Genomic DNA, 14,754 nt, shown 5'->3' with positions numbered 1-14,754 from the left:
CGTTGTTTTTGTATTATTTTTTGCTTATATTCAATACGAGATTCATCAATGAGGAACACACCATGTGCCGAACCACGACAATGACCGTTCGCCTCAAAGGGCCGCTGAGCGACTTCGTGGCCGCCAACGTCGGCGAAAACGGCGCTTACGACAACGTCAGCGAGTATGTCCGAGACCTGATCCGCCGGGACAAGGAGCGGGTAGAGACGGAAGCATTCGAACGACTTAAGGCCGAACTGACCAATGCCTTTGCTGCGCCAGAGTCTTCATACGTGTCCTTGACCGCCGCTGATATCATCGCACGCAACAAGGTCTGATCGTATGGCCAATGTTCGCATACAGGAAGCCGCCTCTTATCGTCTTGACGAGATCTACCGATACACGCGCGATCGATGGGGTATAGAGCAAGCAGATCGTTACATTACCGGCCTGTTTCAGGAATTTTCCAAAATAGAAACCCATGGAGTCGCATCGCGTTCAGTACCCGCTGAATTTGGGGTAGAAGGTTTCTTCTTTCGCTACGAGCGACATGTTGTCTACTGGCGCAGACTATCAAACGGCGACATCGGTATCACGACAGTTCTGCACGATCGAATGCATCAGATTGATCGGTTTCGAGAAGATTTTAGCATTTGATAGCGGCTCAGCATGGTTATTCTTAAATGAGCTAAGGTGCGTTGATTCGTACTCAATCTGACATCTTGCTACTCTGGGTCTATCAGATCTGACTGTCGGCTCAGTGCCGAGCGGACGTTGAAAATATCTTAAGGTACCAAACCAAAATAGCTCATGCTTTTCTTTCCTGATATCAATGGAGTGCATTTGACCTGCTCCCCATTGATTAACATACAGCGATGTTAGTAATGTCTTCATCAGCAACATGAGGACAACCCCATGAAGAAGCGTTTTTCCGACGAACAGACCATCAACATTCTTCGCGAAGCCGAGGCGGGTGTTTCCGCCCGCGCTCTTTGCCGTCCGCGCTCCAGACTCAGCGCCTTGAAGTCGCGCTACTGGCGGAATACCGCATCAAAGGTTTTCTGTGACGCGGCGTTGGACTGCGGGCGGTAGCCGCGCGGATCGACGCCCCCGGCCAACGGCGCGCGCAATTCGTCGCGCCGTTGGCGGTCACGAACAGCGATAGCCCGTCGGTGTCGTTCAGGGTATAGGCTTTGCCGGTGGTGCGGGCCTGCCGGGTGACGGCATCGGTTAACGCCATAGGGTATGCCTCCTTCAAGGTTGAAGAGGGGTGTACCGCGCACAGGGAAGCGACTCAGCAAACAATCCGCACCCACCGTTCACCCGATTTTCGTGTACTAATTTGTGTACTACTTCGGCGTGGTTGGCGGTGGTTTTCAGCGGATTTCGCTGGAGGCGCAACAGAGCGATTACCCTGTTTAATCAGAGAACTACAGACGTTAATGGACATCTATAGAACAAGAATTGGAGCGGGAAACGAGACTCGAACTCGCGACCCCGACCTTGGCAAGGTCGTGCTCTACCAACTGAGCTATTCCCGCGTATCAGAAAGACGGTAACAAGCGTTACGTCTTATTACTGCACACCGCTTGCAGAGACAAACAGTGATAAAAATTGGAGCGGGAAACGAGACTCGAACTCGCGACCCCGACCTTGGCAAGGTCGTGCTCTACCAACTGAGCTATTCCCGCTCGGGAAAACCGCACACAATGTTGAAGTTCTTTAATTGAAATTCTTCACCGGTACGGGGTGCGCATTATACGAGAAATCCGTTTAACCGCAAGCCCCCAAAAATGAAAATTTGTCTGACTGCTGATAAAAAAAACAATGCGCTGGTAAAACAGGCGATTCGACGTAAGGATAGACAAATAATCGCCTTTCATCGCTTCACACCACAGGATTAAGGTCTACAACTGCAAAAAATGCTCGCGGTAATAGGCCAGTTCGGCCAGTGATTCGCGAATGTCATCCATCGCCTGATGCGTCCCCTGCTTTTTAAACCCCGTCAGAATTTCCGGCTTCCAGCGACGCGCCAGCTCTTTGAGCGTACTGACATCCAGATAGCGGTAGTGGAAATAAGCTTCCAGCTCTGGCATGTAACGAAACAGGAAACGACGATCCTGACCGATGCTATTGCCACAGATCGGCGATTTCCCCGCAGGCACCCATTGCTGCAAAAACGCCAGCGTTTCCAACTCGGCGGCACGTTCGTCCGTCGTGCTGGCTTTAACCCGATCGATCAGCCCGCTGGCGCCGTGCGTACTCACATTCCAGTCATCCATCAGCGCCAATTGGCTATCCGGTTGATGCACCGCCAATACCGGCCCTTCCGCCAGTACATTCAGGTTTGCATCCGTGACCAGCGTGGCGATCTCAATAATGCGATCCCGCTCCGGATTCAGACCCGTCATCTCAAGATCGATCCAGATCAGGTTATTTTCATCTACCATCGAGGGCGTTCCTGTTGCACTGTGCCGACTCGCAGACACAGGGGGACGAATGACGATTTCAATGCTGATACCGACAAAACTGGCATCAGTTAATTAAAATCAAATAGCGTGTATTATACACCCTAAATAGCGTCAATTGCAGGAAGACGTCGACATAGCGACGAATTTGCCGGAATGGCATTCGCCTTGTCTTTGGCGTAACCCGGAGGGCGTGCTGAGAGAGAAAGTATCCCGTTCAGCACGTATGGCTGGGTATAACCGCTTCCAACGCGGTGGGCGATCGCGATCCGCGACGAACGATGAATCGTATTAAGTGAGGCTCAGTGAGCAAAAAGAAACTGTCGAAAGGTCAGCAGCGTAGGGTCAGCGCGAACCACCAGCGCCGCCTGAAGAAAACGGAAAGCAAAGTTGAATGGGAAGATAGCCAGTTGGGCGATGCGCAGGAAGGCATTATCATCAGCCGGTTCGGTATGCATGCCGATGTGGAAGCCGCCGATGGCGCGGTGCATCGCTGCAACATTCGCCGAACCGTTTCATCGCTGGTCACCGGCGACCGCGTCGTCTGGCGGCCCGGCCATGAAACGCTGGCAGGCATCAGCGGGATAGTAGAAGCCGTTCACCCCCGTCAATCAGTGCTGACGCGCCCTGACTATTATGATGGCGTTAAACCGATCGCTGCCAATATCGATCAGATCGTGATCGTCTCGGCGATCTTGCCGGAGCTGTCGCTGAATATTATCGATCGTTATCTGGTCGCCTGCGAAACGCTGGAGATCGAACCACTGATCGTGCTGAATAAAATTGATCTGCTGGATGACGCGTCCCGCCAGTTTGTTGATGAATTGATGGATATCTACCGCGCACTCCACTATCGCGTACTGATGGTTTCCAGCCACACTCAGCAGGGCATGTCCGAGTTGGAGCAGGCGCTGACCGACCGCATCAGCATTTTTGCCGGACAATCGGGCGTCGGAAAATCCAGCTTGCTTAACGCGCTGCTCGCACTGGATGAAGAGCGTATTCTGGTGAATGACGTCTCCGATAACTCAGGGCTGGGACAACACACCACGACCGCAGCCCGTCTTTATCACTTCCCACACGGCGGCGATGTGATCGATTCCCCCGGCGTGCGCGAATTTGGCCTGTGGCATCTGGAGCCAGAACAAATTACTCGTGGTTTCATCGAGTTCCGTGAATACATCGGCGCCTGTAAATTTCGTGATTGCAAGCACGACACCGATCCCGGTTGCGCTATCCACGCCGCACTAGAGCGTGGCGAGATCGCCGCAGAACGTTTTGATAACTATCACCGGATTCTGGAAAGCATGGCGCAGGTAAAAATGCGTAAAGGCTTTTCTGATACAGATAACTGACATTTATCATTGCCGTCGTTACAATGCGCCCCCTTTACGGGTGAGTGAATCCGCTCATGCTCTCCGGGAAACAGGCACGCTAACCTTCATTTCCCGGAAAGGTTGTTTCATTGGCGCACAACTAATCCAAGAGGTTCACTGTGCTGGATAATATCAAAATCAAATTACAGTATTGGCTTCCCAAAATCTGGCTGACTCGCTTAGCCGGATGGGGAGCGAATCAGCGTGCGGGAAAACTCACCAAACTGGTGATCGACCTTTTCGTTCGCCAATACGGTGTCAACATGCAGGAAGCGCAGCAACCCGACACGGCCTCCTATCGCACCTTTAATGAATTCTTCGCTCGCCCTTTGCGCCCCGGCGTTCGTCCTATCGATCCCCATGCACACCGACTGGTGCAACCCGCAGATGGCGTGCTCTCGCAGTTTGGCCCCATTACTGAAGGCAAACTGATTCAGGCAAAGAATCACAACTACACGCTGGAAGCGCTGCTGGCGGGCAACTATGTCATGGCCGAGAAATTTCGCGATGGCCTGTTTGCCACCATTTACCTGTCGCCGCGTGATTATCACCGTCTCCACATGCCGTGCGACGGCGTGCTGCGTGAAATGATTTACGTACCGGGTGAGTTGTTCTCCGTCAACTTGCTGACGGCGGATCATGTGCCAAACCTGTTTGCTCGTAATGAACGCGTCATTTGCCTGTTCGATACGGAATTTGGCCCCTTAGCACAGATTCTGGTCGGCGCGACGATCGTCGGCAGCATCGAAACCGTGTGGTCAGGCGTGGTCACGCCGCCGCGTGAAGGTATCATTAAGCGCTGGACCTACCCGCAAGCGGGTGAAGAAGGCGCGGTTGTATTGGCGAAAGGCGAGGAAATGGGCCGCTTTAATCTGGGTTCAACCGTGATTAACCTGTTTAGTGCCGGCGATCTCCAGTTCTCCGCCCACCTTAACACCATGAGTGTGACCCGCGTGGGCGAACCCTTTGCCGAGGTACGCCAGGAAGAGCAAGCGCCAGTTGTCTTCCCGGAAGGGACCGAGCTTGAGGAAAGCGGCGCAGCACAATCGCCTGCGATCGCCGCCTCTGAATCTGTTCCGGCTAATGAACCCAAAACGGCGGCGGAGACTTCCGGTCAGACGGGCCATAAGCCCGATGCGCCGTAAGTAACGCCTGACTTTGTCGTGGTAGATTGTCGTTTGTGAAAGGTAGCTAACGTGCGTCCGATTCTGATTTTTCTGCTGGGATTTTTATTATCAACCGCGACGCTGGCTGCCGCCGAGCCTAATGAGGCGCAGTTACGCCAGCAGTTGCAACAGGCTGAAGCCAACAAAGGCGCGCCCGATCAGGCGAAAATCGTTGAAGAGTATCAGGCGGCTCTGAATGCCTTGCAGGATCGCAAAGAGGCGCAGGAGCGCGCCACGCAGTACCAACGCGTCATTGATGATTTCCCCAAGCTGGTACAGGAATTACGCAGCCAGATTAACGCCGAAGACGGCAAACCGTCGCCGATTTCAGCGAGCCTCTCCAGTAACGATCTCGAACAGTTGCTCCTGCAAACCAGTAGCCAACTCCTGGAACAGGGCCGACAGCTTCAACAGGAACAGGATCGACTGCGTGAAATCAGCGATTCGCTGAGCCAGCTTCCGCAGCAGCAAACCGAAGCCAGCCGTTCACTAAGCGATACGGATCGCCGTATTCAGTCTCTCGGTACGCCCGCCACGCCGTTGGGACAAGCCCAGCTAATCGCGCTTCAGGCGGAATCCGCACTACGGAAAAGCCGGGTAGATGAACTGGAGCTGGCACAGCTTTCAGCCAGCAACCGCCAGGAGTTGTCACGCTTACGCGTCGAGCTGTATAAAAAACGCCACGACAGGCTGGACGTGCTACAGCAGGATTTGCGCAGTCGGCTTAACAACCTACGCCAGCGTGAAGCGGAGCAAGCGCTTGAGCGCACGGAACTGCTGGCCGAGCAAAGCGGCGATTTACCCGCTGTCATCAGTAAGCAGTTACAGGTTAACCGCGAACTGTCCGTCGCGTTGAACCAGCAAGCACAGCGGATGGATCTCATTGCCTCTCAGCAACGCCAGGCCACTACGCACACGATTCAGGTGCGTCAGGCACTGAGCACGATTCGCGAACAGGCGCAGTGGCTTGGCGTCTCTCCCGTACTGGGCGAAACCCTTCGGGCGCAGATAGCCCGCCTGCCGGAAATGCCTAAACCTCAGATGCTGGATAGCGACATGGCGCAGCTACGCGTGCAGCGCCTGCACTTCGAGGATCTGATCAATAAGCCTCAGGAGCTCGATAAAGCCGAGCAGGACGACGGAACGCCGCTGAGCAGTACGCAGCAGCGGATTCTGGCCGATCAGATGCGTACCCAGCGCGACCTGCTGACTTCGCTGATCTCCGGCTGCGATTCACAGATACTGGAACTGACCAAACTCAAAGTCGCCAATAATCAACTGGCGGACGCCTTGACCGAAACGCGTGAGGCAGCCCATCGTTACCTGTTTTGGGTGGCCGATGTCGACCCCATAACCTTCGCCTATCCGTTAAATCTGGTGCAGGACCTGACGCGCCTGCTTTCGTTAGACACGCTAACGCAACTGGGTAGCGCGTTGGTGATGATGGTGACCAGCCGGGAAACTGTGCTGCCGCTGCTGGGGGCGCTGCTGCTGGTTGGCTTCAGTATCAGTTCCCGTCGTCATTATCATGCGTTTATGGAGCGCGCCAGCAGCCGCGTCGGCAAAGTGACGCTTGACCACTTTATGCTGACGCTGCGCACCGTATTCTGGTCGATTCTCACCGCCCTGCCGCTTCCGGTGCTTTGGGCCGCGCTGGGCTACGGATTGCAAAACGCCTGGCCATACCCAATGGCCGTCGCGATCGGCGACAGTGTAACGGCGACCGTCCCCTTAATGTGGCTGGTGATGATCAGTGCTTCATTCGCCCATCCGCAGGGGCTGTTCATTGTCCACTTCCGCTGGTCGCCGGAGCGCGTAGCCAGAGCAATGCGTTATTATCGCCTTTCGATCGCCTTTATCGTCCCATTGATTATGGCGTTGATTACCTTTGATAAGCTCAACGATCGCGAGTTTTCCAGTACGCTGGGGCGGCTGTGCTTCATTCTCCTCTGTATGGCGTTGAGCCTGGTCACTACCGGGTTGAAGCGCGCCGGCATCCCGCTGTATCTGGATAAAGAAGGTTCCGGGGAAAATTCCGTTAATCGCGCGATGTGGAACATTCTCATCGGCGTACCGCTTATCGCGGCGCTGGCCTCCGCCATCGGTTATCTGGCCACCGCGCAGGCGCTGTTGGCTCGGTTGGAAACCTCGGTTTCGATCTGGTTCTTCCTGCTCGTGATTTATCACATCATTCGCCGTTGGATGTTGATCCAGCGTCGACGCATCGCCTTCGATCGCGCCAAGCAACGACGGTCGGAGATTCTGGCGCAGCGCGCCAAAGGCGAGGAAGACGCTGCGTCTGTATCCTATGAAAGTAATTCGGAAACGGTAGAAGAGCCGGTCGTCGATCTGGACGCCATCAGTGCGAAGTCCTTGCAGTTAGTGCGCTCTATTCTGACGCTGATTGCGCTGGTCTCCGTAATTGTGCTGTGGTCGGAAATTCATTCGGCCTTTGCGTTCATGGAAAATATCAGCCTGTGGGATGTCTCCAGCACGGAGAAAGGCGTTGAGAGCGTGCAGTCGATTACGCTGGGCTCCGTCCTTATCGCGATTCTGATCTTCATCATCACCGCGCAGTTGGTACGCAATCTGCCTGCGCTACTGGAGCTGGCGATCCTGCAACATCTGGATCTGTCTCCGGGCAGCGGCTACGCCATCACCACCATCAGCAAGTACATTCTGATGCTCATAGGCTGCATGATGGGCTTTTCGCTCATTGGGATCGAATGGTCGAAGCTACAGTGGCTGGTCGCCGCCCTCGGTCTGGGGTTGGGATTCGGCATGCAGGAAATCTTTGCCAACTTTATCTCCGGCCTGATCATTCTGTTTGAACGGCCCATGCGTATCGGCGATACCGTCACAATCCGCGATCTCACCGGCAGCGTCATGCGCATTAATACGCGCGCCACAACGATTTCCGACTGGGATCGCAAAGAGATCATTGTGCCGAATAAAGCCTTCATTACCGAGCAGTTCATCAACTGGTCGCTGTCGGACTCCGTGACGCGCGTCGTCATGACCGTACCGGCGCCCGCGAACGCGAATAGTCAGCAAGTGACAGAACTGCTCAAGGATGCGGTGAAGCGCTGTTCACTGATTCTGGATACGCCCGAGCCTGAAGTGTTTCTGGTCGACCTGCAACAGGGGCTGCAAATTTTCGAACTGCGTGTCTTCGCCGCCGAAATGGGACACCGCATGCCATTGCGTCACGAACTGCATCAGTTGATTTTGGAAAACTACCATAAACACGATCTGGAACTGCCTTTCCCTCCGTTCCAGATGAAAATAGATAACCTGTCGCGCAGCGGGAGAACGCTGACGCCACGGCAGAAGACACCGGGTAGTTTATAAAGAAGGGGGCGATGGCGGCCATGCCATCGCCCTGCACTGCGTTGTTTACGCGCTTTCGACAGAGAACGCAATCACGTCACTCAGCTTCTCGGCATTCAGCGCCAGCATGATCAAGCGATCTACGCCTAACGCCACCCCCGCGCACTCCGGCAAACCGTGTTGCAATGCCGCCAGAAGATTTTCATCGATCGGCTGTTGCGGCAGGCCACGCGCGGCGCGCTTGCGGTTATCCTGCTCGAAACGCAGGCGTTGTTCGTCTGCATCGGTCAACTCTCGGAAGCCGTTCGCCAGCTCAATCCCTTTGAAATACACTTCAAAACGTTCGGCAACGCGATGGTCTTCCGAGCTGATCTCGGCCAGCGAGGCCTGTGTCGCCGGGAAATGGTAGACAAACGCCGGTTTGTCACGCCCGATGTTCGGCTCAACGCCAAAGGTAAACAACATTTGCACCAGCGAATCGCGATCGTCTTCACGGCAGGCGATATCTCCCAGCCCAAGCTTCTCTGCGGTTTCACGCAATTGCGCTTTATCAACAGACAGCGGGTCAATGTCCAGATGGCGTAGAAAAGCCTGCTGATAAGAGAGCATCTCGGCACTCTCGCAATCCAGCACCTGCTGCAACAGGTCATCCACCTCATTCATCAGGCGATACATGTCATAGTGAGGACGATACCATTCCAGCATGGTGAACTCAGGGTTATGGTGTCGCCCGGATTCTTCATTGCGGAAACTGCGGCACAGCTGAAAAATCGGTCCGCTGCCGGCTGCCAGCAGGCGTTTCATGTGGTATTCCGGGCTGGTCATCAAATACAGCGTCACCCCATCCGCTGCGCCGGGGCCAACAAAGCGCGTCTGGAACGGACATAAAAAAACATCCGTGACCGTCGCCTGGCTCATCGCTGGCGTTTCTACTTCCAGTACCCCACGATCGGTGAAGAAGCGCCGGATAGCCGCAATGATCGACGCTCGTTTCAACAAATTAGCGACAGAAGCCGTTGGTTGCCAACTTGTCGTCTCGCTCATGGTTCTTACTCCAAAGTCAAACAGGGGGTGCAGTCTACCCGCCCTAGCCCAAATTTCCAGCGGAAAAAACGTCGGTTATGTTTTTTTAACGCGTATCCCTTACGTTTTCGCGAGGGCCATCGGATTCACGGCGAAAAATTATATCCAGTGAATCATTTTTTTATCTCGTATCCAAAAGAGTTATTAAAGAAATAAAAGCATTATTTCCCTGTAAATAAACCTTTCGATCACGTTTTATCAGTGAATACAGGACTTACTGAAAAAACCGAAAAATGTGTGATCACATCAAATTTCATCTACCCATAATTTGGTATGATCATTCTCATACAAAAAATAGAGATCGACTTATTCTTTATATGTCTATCACCGTGTTTTAAGCAGATTCGATATTAATTTCAGATATAACGACAGAAATGAATTGATATTATTTTTTTAATTTAACTTACTTAACTTAAGTAACTGGAGGAATGCGGTGCAAACCTTTAATGTCGACTTGGCCATTATCGGGGCCGGGGGAGCGGGTTTAAGGGCGGCAATTGCTGCCGCCGAAGCCAATCCCCAACTGAAAATTGCGCTGATCTCAAAAGTCTACCCTATGCGTAGCCATACCGTGGCGGCAGAAGGCGGATCAGCAGCAGTGACGCAGGAACATGATAGCTTCGATTATCACTTCAATGACACGGTATCCGGTGGCGACTGGCTGTGTGAACAAGACGTCGTTGAGCACTTCGTCAAGCACTGTCCTGAAGAGATGATCCAATTAGAACAGTGGGGCTGCCCGTGGAGCCGTAAACCAGATGGGTCTGTCAACGTCCGCCGTTTTGGTGGAATGAAGATCGAACGTACCTGGTTTGCTGCGGACAAAACCGGCTTCCACATGCTGCATACGCTGTTTCAAACCTCCCTCAAATATCCTCAAATCCAGCGTTTTGATGAGCATTTTGTCCTGGATATACTGGTTGATGACGGTCAGGCTCGCGGTGTCGTCGCCATTAATATGATGGAAGGCACACTGATTCAAATCCGCGCTAACGCCGTCGTGCTCGCGACAGGCGGCGCAGGCCGCGTTTACCGCTACAACACCAACGGCGGTATCGTGACGGGCGATGGCATGGGCATGGCCTTTCGCCACGGTGTCCCGCTACGCGATATGGAATTCGTGCAATATCACCCAACCGGTTTGCCCGGTTCCGGCATACTGATGACCGAAGGCTGCCGCGGCGAAGGCGGCATCATGGTTAACAAAGACGGCTACCGTTACCTCCAGGATTACGGCATGGGGCCGGAAACGCCGTTGGGTCAGCCGAAGAACAAATACATGGAACTGGGGCCGCGCGATAAAGTGTCGCAGGCGTTTTGGCATGAATGGCGCGCAGGCCGCACGGTCTCTACGCCATTGGGCGACGTGGTTTACCTCGATCTGCGCCACCTCGGCGAGAAAAAACTCAAAGAGCGCCTGCCGTTCATCTGCGAGTTGGCGAAAGCCTATGTCGGTGTCGATCCGGTGAAAGAGCCGATTCCAATCCGCCCGACGGCTCACTATACGATGGGTGGGATAGAAACCGATCAGAACTGCGAAACCCGTATCAAAGGGCTGTTTGCTGTCGGTGAATGTTCGTCTGTTGGCCTGCACGGCGCGAATCGTCTGGGCTCGAATTCGCTGGCTGAACTGGTGGTATTCGGTCGGGTCGCGGGTGAGCACGCGGTACAGCGCGCGCAAGCGGCAGCGCCGGCCAACGGCAGCGCGCTGGACGCACAAACACGTGATATCGAACAGCGTCTGCACGACCTGATGAATCAGGATGGCACGGAAAGCTGGGCGAAAATCCGCGATGAAATGGGCATGTCGATGGAAGAAGGCTGCGGTATCTATCGCACCACCGACTTGATGCAAAAAACCGTTGATAAACTGACTGAGCTGAAAGAACGCTTTAAACGCGTAAAAATTACCGACCGTTCCAGCGTGTTCAATACCGATCTGCTGTATGCCGTTGAACTCGGCCACAGTCTGGACGTCGCGGAATGTATGGCGCACTCGGCGATTAACCGTAAAGAATCCCGCGGTGCGCACCAGCGTCTGGATGACGGCTGCACCGAACGTGATGATGTTAACTTCCTGAAGCACACACTGGCGTTCTATAACCCGGAAGGCGCACCCCGTCTGGAGTATAGCGACGTGAAGATCACCAAACTTCCGCCGGCCAAACGTGTGTATGGCGCAGAAGGCGACGCGCAGGATGCAAGCAAGAAGGAGCAGGCGAATGGCTGATATGCAAACCCTGAAAATAGACGTCATGCGCTATAACCCGGAAAAGGACAGCGAACCCTATTTCGAAACATTCGACGTCCCGTACAACAGACAGACATCCCTGTTGGATGCTCTGGGTTATATCAAAGATAATCTGGCGCCGGACCTCTCCTATCGCTGGTCGTGCCGTATGGCAATCTGTGGTTCCTGCGGCATGATGGTGAATAAGGTGCCCAAACTGGCCTGTAAAACCTTTCTGCGCGATTACACGAACGGTATGAAGGTTGAAGCGCTGGGCAACTTCCCTATTGAGCGCGATCTGGTGGTCGACATGACTCACTTCATTGAGAGTCTGGAAGCCATCAAGCCGTATATCATCGGCAACGATCGTAAACCGGCTGACGGCCCGAACACCCAAACGCCGGCGCAAATGGCGAAATACCACCAGTTCTCCGGCTGTATTAACTGCGGTTTGTGCTATGCGGCCTGTCCGCAATTCGGCCTGAACCCTGAGTTCATCGGCCCTGCGGCAATTACGCTGGCCCACCGTTATAACCTGGACAACCGCGACCACGGCAAGAAAGCGCGTATGCCGCAGTTAAACGGCAAAAACGGTGTTTGGTCCTGTACGTTTGTAGGCTACTGCTCAGAGGTGTGTCCGAAGCACGTCGATCCTGCCGCTGCTATCCAGCAAGGTAAAGTCGAAAGCGCCAAAGACTTTATGATCGCCATGCTGAAACCACAATAAGGGAGGGACAATGATGACATCCAAACGTAAAGCGTATGTTCGCGGCATGTCGCCAACCTGGTGGCAAAAGCTGGGTTTTTACCGTTTTTATATGTTGCGTGAAGCGACGGCAGTTCCTGCCGTCTGGTTCAGCATCGTGCTGATGTTCGGCGTTTTTGCGCTGAAAAACGGGCCGGAGGGCTGGGCTAACTTTGTCAGCTTCCTGCAAAACCCGTTGGTACTGCTGATTAATATCATTACGTTGTTGGCAGCGCTGCTACATACCAAAACCTGGTTTGAACTGGCGCCAAAGGCCAGCATCATCATCGTTAAAGATGAAAAAATAGGGCCAGAGCCAGTCATTAAAGGACTGTGGGCTGTCACCGTGGTAGTAACGATAGCCGTTCTGGCGATCGCCTTACTATTCTGAACAGGAGAAATAATGTGATTAACCCAACGCCAAAACGTTCTGACGAACCCCCTTTCTGGGGCCTGTTTGGTGCAGGAGGGATGTGGAGCGCCTTCTTCACGCCGGTGATTGTTCTGCTGGTTGGTATCATTCTGCCCCTGGGACTATTCCCGGAGGCGTTAACTTATGAACGCATTGTTGCATTCAGCCAGAGCTTCGTTGGCCGTGTCTTTTTATTACTGATGATTGCGTTGCCAATCTGGTATGGGCTGCACCGAATCCACCACGCGATGCATGACCTGAAAATCCACATTCCGGCCGGGAAATGGGTGTTCTATGGTCTGGCGGCGATCCTGACTGTCGTCACCTTTATTGGCATCGTCACACTGTAAAGTGATGCGGTAACTATATGCAAAACGGCCTGCATCCTCTTGCAGGCCTTTTTTGTCAGCACGAAACCAACCGTTGATGGAAGCGATCCTCGTTTTCTCTGCCTCATCACGTCGTTGTCGTCTACACTGGTAAAAGGATGAGAACGATGGGACGTTAATAATGCACTTCGCAATAACTCGCTTTAACACCTTTTTCTTCAAGCTAATGCGGCAATGGAAAACGCACATCGTTGCATTGGTTGCGTTGTTTTCCACCGCCTGTAGCGTGACTCCACCCGATAATGTCACGGTGGTGGAAAAGGTTGATATAAACCGCTACCTCGGCACCTGGTATGAAATAGCCCGTCTCGATCACCGTTTTGAACGCAATATGGAACGCGTAACCGCTACCTATAGCCTGCGCGATGACGGAGGCGTAAAAGTCGTCAACCGGGGGTTTAATACCGACAAGCAGGAATGGAAAGAAAGTACAGGAAAGGCATACTTTACGGGCTCACCTCAGCGCGGCGCGTTAAAAGTGTCGTTTTTCGGGCCGTTCTATGGCGGGTACAATATTATCGAACTGGATGAAGATTACCGTTATGCCTTGATCTGTGGCCCGAATCGCAACTATTTGTGGATCCTCTCGCGGACACCCACGTTGGATGATGCTACGCGCGATAAATTAGTTGCCACGGCCAAGCGCTACGGTTTCCCGACGGAGTCGCTTATCTGGGTAAATCAGTAAACAGAATCCCTGATGACCGCACAAGATAACCTATTTGTCTTTCCTGCGGTCTTTCATTAAAGAAAGTGGCGTGCGACTTAATGCCCAATCGATTCGGTTGGCAAAGACATGTTTAAATTATCGTGAAGAACAATATGAATACGGAAACATCGCCTACTACCGTCAATCCCCTCAATTAACTGGTACAAGCGACCGAAAAAGTGCCATTTATTTTCGGGGTCGACAATAAACATTTAAATAATGCGCGTCCCACGGTCTAAAAAAGACAATGTTCCCGGCCAGTCCGCTGAAATAGCCTAAAAACCCGAACAAAAAAATGACATAAATACATGAGTCAGCTTACCGTCAGGAATAAAAATATCGGGGATAGATAACTTCTTTGCTCACTCCGCCTTTATTCACTACGGAAAAACAATTATGCCATTCCTTTCCCCGCTAAAAAGGATTACGTCTTATTTGCCAAGCGTTCCCCTGAATAATTCGCGCAACGGGACAACACGTTGGCCCGTTAACACCATGCCCATAAATGGGCGGAGTAACAAAGCCAACGTACAGAGAGCTTGAAGTATGATTGGAGGTTACTGAACGCTACGCTGTATGGCTTTTCCACCCGCTTCAACATCTTGCCCGACGCCGCGCGTTGTATTACACCCAACAACCGCAGAGAGAATAACCAGAGAACAAATGGCAATAAACGCTTTCTTCAACATACTTGATTCCTTCTTTATGAGAGTAGGATGTCAACAGGACGAAAGTCCCTGCTTTTTAAGCGTAGCCAATTTTGATTCTTATGGGGGGGTTTTCGCATGAAACGCAAAACAAAGGAGGGGACTCTGAAAAAAAAAAGAGCAAAAAAAACCGCCCTCACGGAAGGCGGCCTTTCTCACA

The 14,754-nt window shown here is 53.0% G+C and carries 14 protein-coding genes and 2 tRNA genes; 10 read left to right on the top strand and 6 right to left on the bottom strand.

Features of this window, described 5'->3' with window-relative positions:
- Nucleotides 1-62 precede the first annotated feature (62 nt).
- Together EDC54_RS15715 and EDC54_RS15710 are read left to right on the top strand one after the other, a co-directional pair.
- A complete protein-coding gene (locus EDC54_RS15715; RefSeq protein WP_132458444.1) occupies nt 63-317 on the top strand; it encodes a ribbon-helix-helix domain-containing protein in 255 nt (84 codons plus the stop codon).
- Nucleotides 318-321: 4 nt separating this feature from the next.
- The gene (locus tag EDC54_RS15710) at nt 322-636 is read left to right on the top strand and encodes a type II toxin-antitoxin system RelE/ParE family toxin (protein ID WP_132458441.1); all 315 of its coding nucleotides are present in this window, start codon (nt 322-324) and stop codon (nt 634-636) included.
- A 355-nt stretch (nt 637-991) separates the two neighbouring features.
- On the opposite strand, the gene EDC54_RS15705 is transcribed toward EDC54_RS15710, so the two are convergent.
- The 4 genes from EDC54_RS15705 to orn form a co-directional block, all read right to left on the bottom strand.
- Nucleotides 992-1,219: a DUF4102 domain-containing protein gene (locus EDC54_RS15705; protein ID WP_230514543.1), complete on the bottom strand. Its 228-nt coding sequence runs from the start codon at nt 1,217-1,219 to the stop codon at nt 992-994.
- A gap of 225 nt (nt 1,220-1,444) precedes the next feature.
- Nucleotides 1,445-1,520, bottom strand: a tRNA-Gly gene (locus tag EDC54_RS15700).
- A gap of 74 nt (nt 1,521-1,594) precedes the next feature.
- A tRNA-Gly gene (locus EDC54_RS15695) sits at nt 1,595-1,670 on the bottom strand.
- Nucleotides 1,671-1,886: 216 nt separating this feature from the next.
- Entirely contained in the window at nt 1,887-2,429 is a 543-nt protein-coding gene (orn, locus tag EDC54_RS15690) for an oligoribonuclease (RefSeq protein ID WP_132458438.1), read from the bottom strand.
- Nucleotides 2,430-2,752: 323 nt separating this feature from the next.
- Between orn and rsgA the strand changes: the two genes are divergently transcribed.
- From rsgA to mscM, 3 genes are all read left to right on the top strand, one after another.
- Nucleotides 2,753-3,802 (top strand): small ribosomal subunit biogenesis GTPase RsgA, encoded by a 1,050-nt coding sequence (gene rsgA, locus EDC54_RS15685; RefSeq protein WP_132458435.1) that lies wholly within the window; start codon nt 2,753-2,755, stop codon nt 3,800-3,802.
- 140 nt (nt 3,803-3,942) lie between these two features.
- Nucleotides 3,943-4,968 carry an archaetidylserine decarboxylase gene (gene asd, locus EDC54_RS15680; protein WP_132458432.1) on the top strand — a complete coding sequence of 342 codons (1,026 nt, stop codon included), beginning with the start codon at nt 3,943-3,945 and terminating at the stop codon, nt 4,966-4,968.
- 51 nt (nt 4,969-5,019) lie between these two features.
- Nucleotides 5,020-8,340 carry a miniconductance mechanosensitive channel MscM gene (mscM, locus tag EDC54_RS15675; protein WP_132458429.1) on the top strand — a complete coding sequence of 1,107 codons (3,321 nt, stop codon included), beginning with the start codon at nt 5,020-5,022 and terminating at the stop codon, nt 8,338-8,340.
- Between the two features lie 45 nt (nt 8,341-8,385).
- On the opposite strand, the gene epmA is transcribed toward mscM, so the two are convergent.
- The gene (gene epmA / locus EDC54_RS15670) at nt 8,386-9,363 is read right to left on the bottom strand and encodes an elongation factor P--(R)-beta-lysine ligase (protein ID WP_132458426.1); all 978 of its coding nucleotides are present in this window, start codon (nt 9,361-9,363) and stop codon (nt 8,386-8,388) included.
- A 472-nt stretch (nt 9,364-9,835) separates the two neighbouring features.
- Here epmA and frdA point away from each other — a divergent pair, with 472 nt between their 5' ends.
- From frdA to blc, 5 genes are all read left to right on the top strand, one after another.
- A complete protein-coding gene (gene frdA, locus EDC54_RS15665) occupies nt 9,836-11,632 on the top strand; it encodes a fumarate reductase (quinol) flavoprotein subunit (RefSeq protein ID WP_132458423.1) in 1,797 nt (598 codons plus the stop codon).
- A complete protein-coding gene (locus tag EDC54_RS15660) occupies nt 11,625-12,359 on the top strand; it encodes a succinate dehydrogenase/fumarate reductase iron-sulfur subunit (protein ID WP_132458420.1) in 735 nt (244 codons plus the stop codon). The genes frdA and EDC54_RS15660 overlap by 8 nt, the downstream gene beginning before the upstream one ends.
- A 13-nt stretch (nt 12,360-12,372) precedes the next feature.
- On the top strand, nt 12,373-12,768 hold the full coding sequence (gene frdC, locus EDC54_RS15655) for a fumarate reductase subunit FrdC (RefSeq protein WP_132458534.1): 396 nt from the start codon (nt 12,373-12,375) through the stop codon (nt 12,766-12,768).
- A 14-nt stretch (nt 12,769-12,782) separates the two neighbouring features.
- The gene (gene frdD / locus EDC54_RS15650; RefSeq protein WP_132458417.1) at nt 12,783-13,139 is read left to right on the top strand and encodes a fumarate reductase subunit FrdD; all 357 of its coding nucleotides are present in this window, start codon (nt 12,783-12,785) and stop codon (nt 13,137-13,139) included.
- 205 nt (nt 13,140-13,344) lie between these two features.
- The gene (gene blc / locus EDC54_RS15645) at nt 13,345-13,866 is read left to right on the top strand and encodes an outer membrane lipoprotein Blc (protein WP_132458531.1); all 522 of its coding nucleotides are present in this window, start codon (nt 13,345-13,347) and stop codon (nt 13,864-13,866) included.
- A gap of 578 nt (nt 13,867-14,444) precedes the next feature.
- On the opposite strand, the gene EDC54_RS15640 is transcribed toward blc, so the two are convergent.
- Nucleotides 14,445-14,576, bottom strand: coding sequence for an entericidin A/B family lipoprotein (locus tag EDC54_RS15640; RefSeq protein ID WP_132458414.1), 132 nt, complete (start codon nt 14,574-14,576; stop codon nt 14,445-14,447).
- Nucleotides 14,577-14,754: the final 178 nt, after the last annotated feature.

The organism is Samsonia erythrinae, assembly GCF_004342665.1.
GTDB classification, from domain to species: Bacteria; Pseudomonadota; Gammaproteobacteria; order Enterobacterales; family Enterobacteriaceae; genus Samsonia; species Samsonia erythrinae.
Note: the sequence above shows the minus strand (reverse complement) of the source record. Positions and strands in the feature narration are given on the sequence as shown.